Genomic DNA, 14,895 nt, shown 5'->3' on the forward strand with positions numbered 1-14,895 from the left:
ATTAAAAATAATAAAAAATAAAATGAAAAAAACATCTATTCCCATTGATATTTTTAGTTTCCCATTTAATAAAAATACATTAATTGAAGCATCAGCTGGAACAGGAAAAACATTTACAATAATTATTTTGTATTTATTACTTCTATTAGGAATAGGAAGTAACAATAATTTTTCTAAACCATTATCAGTACGAGAAATATTAATTGTCACATTTACAAAAACAGCTACAGAAGAACTTAAAAGAAGAATTAAACAATACATTTATAAATTAAAAATAGCTTGTATTAATAATACAACTAAAACAGATAGTTTAAAGAAAATTATAAAAAAAATTACAAATTTTAAAAAATCTATATATCTGTTAGAAAAAGCAGAATACGAAATAGATTTAATTGAAATTTATACTATACATGGATTTTGTAAAAAAATATTAAAAAATTACTGTTATCAATATCAATTTTTAAATCAATATCAACCTATAGAAAATGATTACTATATATATTTACGAGCGACAAGAATTTTTTGGAAAAAATATTGTCATTTATTATCGTATGATATATCCAAATTAATTTATCAATATTGGACAAATGAAGAAAAATTTTTACAAAATATTTATCCATTATTAAAAATTAAATCTTTAAAAATACAAACATTTTTTAAAAAAAAACAAAATATTAAAACATATCATAGAATATTAATTCTAAAAATTACTAAATTTAAAAAAATATGGTTAAAAAATAAAAAAAGAATAACTATTTACATTAATGATATAATAATTAATCGTAGTATTTATAATATCAACAACACAAATAGATGGATAAATATTATTACTACATGGTCTAAAACTAATACAATTGATTATGTAATCCCTAAAGAAATGTATTATTTTTCTTATATTAAAATAAAATCACAAATAAAGAACAATATAAAAAAAATTCCATATATTTTCAAAATTATTCAAAAATTATTAAAAACTAACTTTTCCATTAAAGAAATTATTATATTTAATGCATTAAAGATTATACCAAGTATTCTTGAAAAAGAAAAAGAAAAAAATTTATTATATGAATTTCATGATTTAATTACAATGTTAAATAACTCTCTTAAAAACAAAAAAATTATTAAAATAATTAAAAAAAAATATCCAATTGTATTTATTGACGAATTTCAAGATACTGATGCAGAACAATATAAAATATTTAAAACAATATATACTGATTCTAATCAATCAGGGTTGATTGTTATTGGTGATCCTAAACAAGCTATATACAATTTTAGAGGAGCTGATATCTTTACATATATGCAAGCAAAATCTGAAATTAAATCACATTATTATCTTACAACTAACTTTCGTTCATCATCTCATATGGTTAATAGTCTTAATATATTATTCTCTAAAATAAAAAATCCTTTTATATTCCATAATATACCATTTACTTCTATTTTATCTAATAATGCAAATCAAAATATATACTTTAAAAAAAATGAACTGTTAATACCAGCTTTACAATTTATAGTAGAACCTATAAAACAAGTCAATCCAAATAACAATTGGATTGCTGATCAATGTGCAATTAATATTTCTAATTGGATTAACATTTCTCCTGATCATAAATTTACAATTATGATCAACAATAAAACCAGATTAGTAAAAAAAGAAGATATAGTAGTTTTAGTTAGAAATAAGAATGAAGCAAAAGTAATTCAAACGGCATTAGAAAAAATTAATATTAATTCTATATATCTTTCAGAAAAAAAATCTATTTATAATTCAAAAGAAGCTTATGAAATATTATGGATTTTAAAATCCATTATAAATTTAAATAACGAAAAAAATTTTTTAACAGCACTCTCTACGAATATTATGAATAATTGTATCCAAAAAATAAATAAAATAAATACAAATTATGAATATCGATTAAAATGGATCAATATATTTACTCAATATATAGAAAAATGGGACAAATATGGAATCTATATTATGTTCAAAGAAATTATTAAAGATCAACAATTTATATTTTCTAATCAAAATTTAATACAAAATGAATATACTATTAATAATATTTTACATTTAGGAGAATTATTACAAGAACAAGAACAAATATTACAAAACAAATATAATTTAATACAGTGGTTACAAGAAAAAATACAAAATAAACAACAAAACATTTCAAAAAAAGAAATAATACAACATAAAAATAAAAATTCTATTAGAATTATTAATATACATACTTCTAAAGGATTAGAATTTTTCATTGTATGTATACCGTTTACTACAAATTATACAATATCTAAAAATCCTGTATTTCATAAAAAAAATAATCAAGTAATACTAGATTTAAAAAATAATGATAATAGTTTTAAAAAATCTGAACAAGAAAGATTAGCAGAAGATATAAGACTATTATATGTAGCACTAACAAGAGCTATTGTACATTGTTATGTAGGAATATCTACTTCCAAAATCAAAATAAAAAAAAAAAATAATTTAACTAATTTACATCATACTGCTTTAGGATATATCCTACAATCAGGAAAACAATTAAATATAGAACAATTTTATAATATAATATATAAATTAGAAACAAAAAAAATAATTAAAATTACTGAAGAAGAAGAACATTTAAACCAAAGTCATACAATTAATGCAACTAATAATAATCATATCCAAATTAAGTATAAAAAAATTAACATTAATAAAAAAATAGAAATTACAAATTATACTAAACTAAATCATGAAAATAAAATTATTAATAATAATACAAAAAATCAAATTAATATTCAATTGAATACAAAAAAAATATTAAATAATATTACAAATAACCCACATAATTTTATTACAGGAAAATTAGCAGGAATAATATTACATAATTTATTAAGAAAAATTGATTTTTCAAAAAAAATAGAACCAATAATAATTAAAAAAGAAATAGAAAAATATAATCTATGTACTCAATTACTGTCTATGTTATCAAATTGGATATATGATATTTATCATACCAAACTATTTAAAAATAAAAATTTTTCTTTATCTAATTTAAAAAAAAACGAATATATAAAAGAATTAGAATTCTTTTTACCTATAAAAACAATATTAAACTCCATAAAATTAAATAGTATTACTATAAAATCAGATCCATTATCAAAAATATTACCAAAAATACAATTTTACAATAAACAAGGAATGATTAATGGATTTATTGACTTAGTATTTTCCTGGAACAAAAAATATTACATATTAGATTATAAATCTAATTGGTTAGGAGAAAATAATGAATATTATAATTTATTTTATATTAAAAATGAAATAATTAAAAATAGATATGATTTACAATATCAAATATATTCTGTAGCTCTACATAGATATTTAAAAAATAAAATAAAAAATTATAAATGTGAAACACATTTTGGAGGAATTTTTTATTTCTTTATTAGATCAGCAGATGGAAATAACAAAAATAATGGTATTTTTTATCAACCACAACCAATAAAATTAATACAACAATTAGACAAAATAATATAATTTTAAAATTCCAACAAAAATATAAAATTAAAATGAAAATAAAATACATTTTAGAACAAGCAGTTAAAAAAAACAAGATTAGATGCATTGATTTAAATTTCGCTTTGTATATTTCAAAAAAACAACATTATCTTGTTACACTTACTGCAGCTTTTACAAGTTATGCAATTGGAAATGGACATATTTGCTTACCCATAAATATTTTATATAAATACATTATAGATTTAAAAAAAACAATAACAAAATATCATGAAATATTTCAATTTCTAGATTCATATCAAATCTGGGACCAAATTTTATTAAAAAGTAAAATAATAGGAAACGATACTGTAGTAAGACCATTAATTTTTTCTAATAATTGTGTATATCTATATAAAACATGGAAAGCTGAAAATCTTGTACTAAATTTTATATTTTCTCAGAATCCAAAATTTATTTATGATATTAAACAATGTAAATTAGTCATTAATAGCTTATTCGATTCTACTAATTTTATAAATTTTCAAAAAATAGCCGTTTCAATGGCAATTATTCAAAAAATAACATTTATTATTGGAGGACCAGGTACAGGTAAAACTACTGTCATTGCTAAAATTTTAATAACTATGATTAAAATTCATAAACAACCAATTAAAATTAAATTAGCTGCTCCAACTGGAAAAGCAGCAGCACATTTAACACAATCTTTAAATAAAAATATATCATTACAAAAAATATTAAACGAAAATAATAAAAAAAAAATATACAAAGCTGTAACTATTCATAAGTTAATAGGAATTATACCTGATTCATCACTAACATATTATAATAAAACAAATGTATTAGATCTGGATCTATTAATTATTGATGAAAGTTCTATGATTGATTTATTTATAATGGAGAAATTAATAAATGCATTACCAAAACATACTAAAGTAATATTTTTTGGTGATATTAATCAATTACCTTCTATAGGAAATGGAAATTTATTAAAAGATATATGTTACATTGCGAATAATACATTTAATAATATAATTCCAATATTAAATAAAATCACTAATTATAACATTGTAAGTAATGTAAATTCCCATTTTTTTAACAATCACATTTGTATACTAAATAAAAATTATAGATTTGAAAATAATTCTGGAATTCATCAATTATCTACAGCATTAATGAAAGAAGATCCATTAATTTTTTATAAAATAAAAAATAAACATTTTAAAAATATCAAATTATATACAATTCATTCAAAATATCAATATATAAGAATGTTACAGAATATTATTCAACAATACAAAGATTATTGGAAAGCAATTCTACAAAATAAACCAATACAAAATTGTATAAAAATATTTTATAACTGTAGAATATTAGTAGCTATTAAAAATGGAATATTTGGAATGGAAGAAATTAATAAAAATATAGAAAAATTAATGAAACAAAAAAGATTAATTAATTACGTAATTAGAAATGGATACAAAGGATATATTGGAAAACCAATTATTATTTCTAAAAACAGCAAAACATTAGGATTACTGAATGGTGATATTGGAATTATGAAATTAGATAAAAATAATAATTTAGTTACTTATTTTCAAATAGCTAATGAGAAAATTGTAATAATTCCTGCAAATATTCTTCCAGAACATAACACAGCTTGGACTATGACTATACATAAAGCACAAGGATCTGAATTTATACATTCTATATTAATATTACCTAATATTATGAGTACCATCTTAACAAAAGAACTAATTTATACCGCAATTACAAGATCAAGAAAAACATTAGTAATATATGCGTCACAAAAAATATTTTTACAATCCATGATAAAAAAAACCAATCGGTATTCTCAAATTAGACAAAAAATATTAATTAATTCATCTAAATCAATTGTTTAAAAAAAATATTAAACATAAATATTATATATTAATTAATAAATTTTAAAAATAAAAAAAAAATAACTATATGAAATTAAATATTTTCTTATGTTAATAAAATTTCATCATTTTTACGAATCAAGAATATTTAACATTAAAATTTTAGATTTTCTTTGATGATTATATATTTTCTTTTTACTCTCAGGTAGTAAATTTATATCTACTGGAGAAAAACCACGTTCTTGAAACCAATGAACACTTTTAATAGTTAATACAAAAATTTTATTTAAATTTAATTTTTTTGCTTTATATATAATTTTTTTTAGTAATATTTCCCCTCTAGAAGAACTACGATAATCAGGATGAACAACTAGACAAGCCATTTCTCCTATTTGTTCTTTTTGAAAAGGATACAATGCTACACAGCCAATAATTAAATTATCTTGTTGAATAATAGTAAATTTATCTATTTCTACTTCTATTTGTTTGCGAGAACGCCGAATTAATATACCTTTTTTTTCTAGCGGACGAATTAATTCTAAAATGCCTCTAATATCATGTATAGTCGCAGATCTAATTTTTTCAGTAGATTCCATAACAATTTGTGTTCCTATACCATCTCTAGAAAACAATTCTTGTAACAAAGCTCCATTTTCTTTATAACTAATTAAATGACTTCTTTTTACACCTTTCTGACATGCCTCAATTGCACCACGTAAAAAACGAACTGTACTTGAAAAAAAATCATTTCTTTCTTCAAAATTGAGTATTATTTCTTTAGCTTCATTAGGAAATAATTCAGAAATAATACAACTATTATTATCCAATACTCCTTGTTCACTACAAAATCCTATCATTTTTTCTGCATTTAATTGAATTGCTAATTGAGTTGCGATGTCTTCAGATGTTAAATTAAAACATTCTCCTGTAACTGATGCCGCGACAGGACCAATTAACACAATAGAACGATTACTTAATTGATTATATATTGCTCTTTTGTTAATTCTTCTTACTCGACCACTATGACAATAATCTACTCCATCATCAATTCCCAAAGGTTGAGAAATAATAAAATTACCACTAACTACACTAATATCAGCTCCTTGTAAAGGAGTGTTACTAAGACTCATCGATAATCTAGCTGTTATTTCTAATTGTAATCTACCAGCTTCTTGCTTAATACATTCTAAAGAATGAATATCTGTAACACGAGTATACTTATGGTAAACTGATTTCATATTAGATTTATATAAATTACCATTAATTTGAGGAGATGCTCCGTATACAACAATTAAATTAATACCTAAACTATGTAATAATCCAATATCATTAATAATTTCCGAAAAATTTTCATGTTTTATAGCTTCCCCTCCTAACATAATTACAAATATTTTTCCTCTATGTATATTAATATATGGAACAATATGACGAAATCCTTGTACCAATTCTGTACTTCTGATTTTCATGAATATACCTACATTTAATAATAAAAATATGTCAATTACTATAAAATAGTATTAATACTTTTTAATATAAAAATTTTATTACTAAAAAAAATCTATATTAAAACATTAAATAATTTTACAATTTAAGAATTAGGGATTATTAAAAAAAAAGAAGTATATGAACAACAAATGAATAAAATATGAAAATAAAATAAATTTTGGATTTTTTATTATATAATAAATAAAAATAATTGGTTGCGGGGGGCGGATTTGAACCACCGACCTTCGGGTTATGAGCCCGACGAGCTACCAGACTGCTCCACCCCGCCATTTATATATACTATATATTATGTATAAATGCAATAGTTATTTTTATCAATAATAAAATTATATGTTAAATTTTTTTTTATTGTACAATACCATTAATGATATATTATATACATAACAAAATACATTATTAGTATATAATAAAATATTATGTTCAAATTTAAAATCATAATTTTAATGTAAATTAAATATGAATCTCTATTACTCATACTAACAAAGGAAAATATATGAATGTTATACAAGCAGGAATTACTGTTCAAAACGAATTAATTGCTATTATCATTTCAAGATTCAACGATTTTATAAACAAAAATTTATTATCATCGACTATAGATACTTTAACAAGATTAGGTCAAGTACAAGAAAAACAAATTAAAATTTTTCAAGTCCCAGGATCATACGAAATACCTATTACTGCTAATAGTATAGCTAAAACTAATTATTTTAAAGCAATTATTACTTTAGGTACAATTATTAAAGGAGAAACTTCTCATTTTAAATATATTACAAGTGCAATTAGTAGTAATTTGACAAAAATTAGTATTGACTATTCTATTCCTATTGCATGTGGTTTATTGATAACCAATAATATAGAACAAGCTATAGAAAGAGCAGGTCTAAAAATGGGAAACAAAGGTCATGAAGCTGCTTTATGTGCATTAGAAATGATTAATTTATTAAAAATAATTAATCAAAAAAAATATACATAAATAAATAATTTACAATTTTATTATATAAATAATAATTTATTCTACTATAAAAATCATTTAAAATTATATATGATATACACTATATTTTATAGTACAAATAAAAATATGTATTAATAAAAATAAATTATCATATAACTGATTTTTTTTTAAAAAATATATATTTATAGTATTTATTTATGAATTAATAAATCTATTTATTAAAAATAAAAATAAAATTTTATATACTTTATATTAAAATAATTTCAGTATTAATTTAATTTTTAATAAAAAAATAATAATACTTAATTGATATATATATATAAATATATATTGTATGATACTAATAAGATAAAGAATTGAATATATATATTCATTTAATATGTATTAAACTATATATATTTTTAAATTTAATTTTTTAAAATTGTTATAAATATATATATCAATATTTTTATTGAAATATTTCATATTAATAAAATATCTTGTATATGTTAAAAATAATATTTGAAATATATCAATAAATAATTTTTTAAATATACAAATATTAATATTAATAATAATTAATTAAATTTTATTTAAATATAATATAATAAATTTATTTTTTTTGTATTGATTTCTAATAAATATCAATACTAATATTATTAAACAAATTAATATATTTTATTAAAATTAATAAATAATATAAGAGTGAAATAAACTATTAATTATCTATATATGATACTAATCAACCATATTTAATATATATAAAAAAAGAAAAATAAAAATATAACATTTTTTTATAATATTAATTATATTTATAAAAGAGGAAAATATGAATGATATGTTTTATATGAAAAAAGCATTACAATTAGCTGTAAAAGGAAAATTAACTACAGATCCTAATCCAAATGTAGGATGTATTATTGTAAAAGATGGATTAATTGTAGGAAAAGGTTGGCATAAAAAACAAGGAGATTCACATGCAGAAATTATTGCTCTGAAAATGGCTGGAGATCTTGCTCATGGATCAACAGTATATCTGACACTTGAACCTTGTAATCACTATGGAAACACTCCTCCTTGTTGTCCACAATTATTAATTTCTAAAATCAAAAAAATTGTTATAGCTACTATAGATCCTAATCCTGAAGTATCTGGAAAGGGAATAACATTTCTCAAAAAAAATGGAATTCTGGTATCTTACGGAATATTAGAAAAAGAAGCTCAAAATATTAACCAAAGATTTTTTAAAAGAATGATAACAGGTCTTCCTTGGTTACAACTAAAATTAGGTATATCTATTGATGGAAGAATCGCTTTACATAATGGAGATAGCAAATGGATTACCTCTCACGAATCAAGGAAAGATGTTCATAACTTCAGATCTCAAAATCAAGCAATATTGAGTACTAGTATTAGTATTATACGAGATAATCCATCATTAAATATAAGATATATAAATACCAATCCTAAAAACAATATAAAAAAATATCAGCAACCAATAAGAATAATTATAGATAGCAAAAATAGAATAAAACCAAATCATCCAACAATTAAAATAAATACTGGAGATATATGGTTGATTAGATTATATAAAGATAATCAAAAATGGCCTAATCATGTAAAACAAATCGTTTCATTAGAATCAAACAAACAAATTAATTTACTACAATTATTTTTATTACTAAGAAAAAAAAACATTAATTCAATATGGATTGAAGCTGGTGGTACTTTATCCGGAGCATTAATAGAACAAAATTTAATTGATGAATTAATTCTTTATATTTCACCTAAAATACTAGGACAAACAGCTAAACCTATGTTTATATTACAAAAAATGTTTAAAATTAATCAAATCAAACAATTTTACTTTGCTCAAGTTAACAAATTACATACAGATATCAGAATTATTTTAAAAAAAAATAAAACTTATAATATTTCATTTACACAATACAAATAAAATATAATACATAAAATATATACTTTGAAATTTAATGTTTCAAAAAAAATATATAATAAAAATTAAATCAATTAATCATTTTTATATTAACTAATTATAGGAAATTTATATGAAACCCTTGTTTAGAAGAAAAGCACGTGAAAAAGCAATACAAGCATTATATGCATGGCAAACTTCTGGAAATAATATAAATAATATTGAATCTCATTTTTTAGAAGAACAAAATATGAATAATGTTGACTTAGAATATTTTAAAAATTTAATTATAGGAGTCTCACAAAATTATCAATATATAGATAAAAAAATACAACCATACTTATTTCGGACAGCTAAACAATTAGATTTAATAGAAAAAACTATACTACGTATTGCTTTTTATGAATTATTTAAAAGAAATGACATTCCTTATAAAGTTTCAATTAATGAAGGTATCGAATTAGCTAAAATGTTTGGATCTAAAGATAGTCATAAATTCATTAATGGAGTATTAGACAAAGCAGTAATTAATATCAAATTAAATTTAAAATAACTATTAATATATTTATTATTTTAAATAAAATTAATAGTTCTATGTATTGTGATATTTATATAAATAAAATATAGGATACATAACCATAAATAAAATTAATAATATTTAATTATTATTAAATAAGATAATATATATACAAGAAATATCAATAATAAAAATTATTAAAAAATAATGAATAAATACATTTTTTTATATATATAAAAATATTATATATCTATATTTAATAAATTTAAAATTAAGTGTAATACAATATATGTTGTATTAACATATATTTAATAATCAAAAATTTAATATATATCATAAAAATTATAAAAATAATTTAATTTATTTAATTTTTAATTATTAAATAAAATATGAACTTAATATAAAAAAAAATAAAATTTAAAATAGATATTTATACTAAATACATTTAATAATTAACATTATACATACTATACATTATTATTCATTAATAAATTAAAGTATTATTTGTTTAAAATCATTAATTTATGATACACAGTATTAAAATTATTAATTTATTCTGTATAGAATACAGACTATTCATATATAGAATTTCCATATAATATTATTTATATTAAATAAATTATAAAATTACTATTAATTAATTAATTAATTTAATATGAATTATTATTAATAATATATACTTAATTAAATATAAAAAAATAATTATAATAATTCCATAATAGAATAAAATATAAATTTTACAAAAATAAAATTTAATGAAATTACTTTTAATAAACACATATATTTTTATAAAAATAATAAAAATTTTTTTTTAAAAAAAATAAATTTCAATAATTAAAAATTAATAATATTTTATTTTTAATTAAAATATAATTATTGATTTATACTACATAAAATTATATTAATTAACTAATTATTTCACAAATAATATAATAAAAAAAAATATTTATAATGACAATATCAATCCTTCATTTACTTTTTTTATTAAAAAATATTAATATAAATGTTAACCATAAAAAACAAATACAAATTAAAATATATAATACTATTTTTAATTGAAAAAAATGTAATATCCAACCTCCAAGTATACTACCTACAGCTGATCCAAAAAATTGACTTGTAGAATAAAACCCCATGATACTTCCTCTATGTGAAATAGAAATAGATTTAATCAACATAGAAGGAATAAAAGATTCCAAAAAAGTTAATGATATAAAAAATATTTGAATAGACAAAAATAATGAAATAATATTATTCGATAATAGTAATAAAAATTCTGAAATAATTAATAAAACAATAAAAAATGTCAATAAATATTTATTAACAATTTTTTTTTCTAAATAGTTCATATTCAACAAAAAAATTAACATAGATAAAAATATTGCAAAACAATAAATTTTCCAATGATCACATAACTCTATTCCTAATAGTAACATTGTTTTAGGAATAATCATAAAATTTAATATTAATACTAAATGCAAACAAAAAATACTAACAAACAAACTACATGTATATACATTAATATTTAATCGAAAATTATTAAAAAAATCTCTATTAAAAAAGTTCTTTTTTATACTTACAGTTGAAGGAAAAAATAATATTACCATCAATATCAAAATAAAACATAGTATTGAAACTAACCAATATAAGGCACTAATATTAAATAAATTAAAAATTAATGGGCCTATAATCATAGATGAATAAAAAGATATTCCAAAACAAACACCTAAAAAAAACATTGTTTTGGTTCTATTTTTTTCAGATACAATATCAGAGAAACAAGCCATAATAGTTGAAGAAATAGCTCCTGAACCTTGTAATGAACGACTTATAATAAATTGAAAAATAGATTCACTAAATATTCCTAATACACTACCAAAAAAAAACAGTAATAAACATAAAATAATTACAGGTTTTCTTCCTATTATATCCGATAACATACCAAATGGAATTTGCAATATAGCCTGTAATAATCCATAAATTCCCATTGCAATACCTATAAACAATTTATTTTCATAATTTAAATTGAAACCATGAATGAATATAAACGGAAGAATCATAAACATTGCAAACATTCTTACAGAAAAAATTGCATATAATATATATATTATGTATGAATTATAAAATTGACATTCATTATTTTTCATTACAATCCTTTTATAATAAAAAAGATAAATTGATTATACTTATTAATATTAGTATCTATTGTTTAATTAAAAAAAATAACTTAATTAAACTAAATAACTCTAAATTAATACTTTATTAAATAAAATTATTAGTTGCATTAATTCAATAAATAATATGTAATATATCAATAATTAATAATATTTTATTCATTAATCGAATTATATTTTTATTGTAATATAAAAACTACATATACTATGATAACTAACAAAAATTACATACTGAATGAACATAATATAATAGTCGATAATGCAGGTTATCTTTATAATTATAAAGATTGGAATAAAAATATTGCAAAAATACTAGCTGATCAAGAACATATTATTCTTACACCAGAACACTGGGAAATAATAAATTTTATTAGAAATTTTTATTTAAAATTTAACACTACACCATCTATGAAAATGTTATCCAAATGTATACAAATAAAATTTGGAAAAAAAAAATCTACTAGCATTTATTTATATAAACTATTTCCTCTTGGACCAGCACAACAAGGTAGTAAAATAGCAGGTATTCCCAAACCAGATCATTGTTTTTAACATAATAATGAGATACAATTTTTCAATTAACAATATTAAACATACTATAATAAATTTTTACTACATTTATATTTTATATTACATAATCGATGCTCATCATTATACTTAAATTCATTATCACCAAAATTGAACAAAAAAATAAAATTTTATATAATAAAAAACAATATGAAGATTTTAAAAAAGTTAAAAAGGATATAAAAAACCACAAAACACTAAATATTAAATTACTAAAAAAATATAATTTTCCAGTCAATTGAATATAAGTAAACATAGAAGAAAATAAAAAAAATAGTAAAATATATAACATAATATGTATTTTAGTTAATTTAATTCCTTTTATTAATGGGAAAATTGGTATTCTTGCTTTTTTGTAATCTTGTATGCGACAAATTCCTATAGAATAAAAATGTGGAATTTGCCATAAAAAAAAAGTTAAAAATAAAATAACAGAACTATAATCAAAATGATGAACAACTGTAAAATAACCAAACAATGGTGGCATAGATCCTGCAATACTACCAATAAATGTTGAATATACTGTCTTTCTTTTAAAAAGAACAGTATAAAATATTACATATATAATTACTCCAATTAATAATATTATTAAAGCAAAATTATTTAAAAAAAAATAACTAAATAGAAAACCAAACAATCCTAAAAAAATAGAAAATACTATTGCATGTGTTACTAATTTAGAATTGACTACTAATAATCTATTTTTAGTACGATGCATATATTGATCAAGATCTCTATCTAAAATATTATTTATAATACAACTTGATGCAATAACTAGAGATAAACTTAAAATAGAAAAACACAATAAATTAAAATGCACATCACCTTTTGAAGCTAAAAAAAAACCACCTATCATAGAACAAATATTTCCAATGATAATTCCTGGTTTAATTAATTGAATATAATTTAACATATAACTTAACTATTTAATCAATAATGAAGTGATGGTTTAAATTATACATAATCCATATTGAACCTGATATAATAATAAACACAACAATCAAAGTAAAAATCATGAAAACCATACTCCAAATATCATAGTTTAATTTATTTATATTGAAAAAATATCGAAAATGTACAAAAATTTGTAATAAAAAACCAACTAAAATAAAAAATATAGTAATTTCTTTTGAAAACCAACCTAAAAAAATTAATAAAAAAGAACAAGAAGTTAAAATAATTGATAAAAATATTCCTAAAAAATAAAAATATTTTATTTGGTTAATTAAATTTATATTATACACTTCTTTATTTAAATTCATTTAATTACTCCAAAAAAATACACAAAAGTTAATACACAAATCCATATCACATCTAAAAAATGCCAAAATAAACCTAAACACTTCATTTTAACATATATAACTTGAGTATAGTAATCTAATGTAGATAATTGAAATAACATTACTACAATCCATAACAGTCCAATTATAACATGAATTCCATGTAAACCAATTAAAGTAAAATAAGCAGAAAGAAAAGCACTGTTTTGCGGACTATGTTGTGTTATACATAAATGAAAAAATTCATATATCTCTATACTAACAAAACTAAAACCTAATAAAAAAGTGTTAACCAACCAAAAATAAATTAATTTTTTATTATTTTGTAAAAAATAAATCATACTCATTCCAAATGAAAATGAGCTAATTAATAAAATAAAACTTTCAATCATCACTAATGTTAAATTAAATATTTTTTTTATGTTTATATAATCAGTAATATTAATTAATAATACTTCATATACTGCAAACATAGTAGCAAAAATAATACAATCACTCATTAAATACAACCAAAAACCTAATATTTTTTTATTATTAAAAATATTATAATCATTAATGTTTTTGATTTGTTTTACACATGCATCATTTATCATATTAAT

At 19.4% G+C, this 14,895-nt stretch carries 11 protein-coding genes and 1 tRNA gene; 6 read left to right on the forward strand and 6 right to left on the reverse strand.

Annotated elements, in window-relative coordinates; all coding sequences use genetic code 11:
• Positions 1-22: 22 nt before the first annotated feature.
• The gene (gene recB, locus AB4W75_RS02025; protein ID WP_367679305.1) at positions 23-3,523 is read left to right on the forward strand and encodes an exodeoxyribonuclease V subunit beta; all 3,501 of its coding nucleotides are present in this window, start codon (positions 23-25) and stop codon (positions 3,521-3,523) included.
• A 32-nt stretch (positions 3,524-3,555) separates the two neighbouring features.
• Positions 3,556-5,406 (forward strand): exodeoxyribonuclease V subunit alpha, encoded by a 1,851-nt coding sequence (gene recD / locus AB4W75_RS02030; RefSeq protein WP_367679306.1) that lies wholly within the window; start codon positions 3,556-3,558, stop codon positions 5,404-5,406.
• A gap of 110 nt (positions 5,407-5,516) precedes the next feature.
• On the opposite strand, the gene argA is transcribed toward recD, so the two are convergent.
• Positions 5,517-6,851, reverse strand: coding sequence for an amino-acid N-acetyltransferase (gene argA / locus AB4W75_RS02035; protein ID WP_367679307.1), 1,335 nt, complete (start codon positions 6,849-6,851; stop codon positions 5,517-5,519).
• A 231-nt stretch (positions 6,852-7,082) separates the two neighbouring features.
• A tRNA-Met gene (locus AB4W75_RS02040) sits at positions 7,083-7,160 on the reverse strand.
• Between the two features lie 224 nt (positions 7,161-7,384).
• Here AB4W75_RS02040 and ribE point away from each other — a divergent pair.
• The 3 genes from ribE to nusB all read left to right on the forward strand — a co-directional run bounded on the left by ribE (position 7,385) and on the right by nusB (position 10,311).
• Positions 7,385-7,867, forward strand: coding sequence for a 6,7-dimethyl-8-ribityllumazine synthase (gene ribE, locus AB4W75_RS02045; RefSeq protein ID WP_367679308.1), 483 nt, complete (start codon positions 7,385-7,387; stop codon positions 7,865-7,867).
• 787 nt (positions 7,868-8,654) lie between these two features.
• Complete coding sequence (ribD, locus tag AB4W75_RS02050) at positions 8,655-9,782, forward strand: bifunctional diaminohydroxyphosphoribosylaminopyrimidine deaminase/5-amino-6-(5-phosphoribosylamino)uracil reductase RibD (RefSeq protein ID WP_367679309.1); 1,128 nt, start codon at positions 8,655-8,657, stop codon at positions 9,780-9,782.
• A gap of 109 nt (positions 9,783-9,891) precedes the next feature.
• Positions 9,892-10,311, forward strand: coding sequence for a transcription antitermination factor NusB (gene nusB, locus AB4W75_RS02055; protein ID WP_367679310.1), 420 nt, complete (start codon positions 9,892-9,894; stop codon positions 10,309-10,311).
• Positions 10,312-11,243: 932 nt separating this feature from the next.
• Here nusB and AB4W75_RS02060 read toward each other — a convergent pair.
• On the reverse strand, positions 11,244-12,422 hold the full coding sequence (locus AB4W75_RS02060) for an MFS transporter (RefSeq protein WP_367679311.1): 1,179 nt from the start codon (positions 12,420-12,422) through the stop codon (positions 11,244-11,246).
• A 234-nt stretch (positions 12,423-12,656) separates the two neighbouring features.
• Between AB4W75_RS02060 and AB4W75_RS02065 the strand changes: the two genes are divergently transcribed.
• On the forward strand, positions 12,657-13,001 hold the full coding sequence (locus tag AB4W75_RS02065; RefSeq protein ID WP_367679312.1) for a TusE/DsrC/DsvC family sulfur relay protein: 345 nt from the start codon (positions 12,657-12,659) through the stop codon (positions 12,999-13,001).
• A 73-nt stretch (positions 13,002-13,074) separates the two neighbouring features.
• On the opposite strand, the gene cyoE is transcribed toward AB4W75_RS02065, so the two are convergent.
• From cyoE to AB4W75_RS02080, 3 genes are read right to left on the reverse strand one after another with little or no spacing between them, the layout of a single operon-like run.
• Positions 13,075-13,929, reverse strand: coding sequence for a heme o synthase (gene cyoE, locus AB4W75_RS02070; protein WP_367679313.1), 855 nt, complete (start codon positions 13,927-13,929; stop codon positions 13,075-13,077).
• Between the two features lie 13 nt (positions 13,930-13,942).
• A complete protein-coding gene (locus AB4W75_RS02075; protein ID WP_367679314.1) occupies positions 13,943-14,278 on the reverse strand; it encodes a cytochrome o ubiquinol/quinol oxidase subunit IV in 336 nt (111 codons plus the stop codon).
• Complete coding sequence (locus AB4W75_RS02080) at positions 14,275-14,889, reverse strand: cytochrome c oxidase subunit 3 (RefSeq protein ID WP_367679315.1); 615 nt, start codon at positions 14,887-14,889, stop codon at positions 14,275-14,277. Before AB4W75_RS02080 ends, AB4W75_RS02075 begins: the two co-directional genes overlap by 4 nt.
• Positions 14,890-14,895 lie beyond the last annotated feature (6 nt).

Origin of the sequence: Buchnera aphidicola (Eriosoma lanigerum), assembly GCF_964059125.1 — a bacterium.
Classification (GTDB): domain Bacteria; phylum Pseudomonadota; class Gammaproteobacteria; order Enterobacterales; family Enterobacteriaceae; genus Buchnera_D; species Buchnera_D aphidicola_C.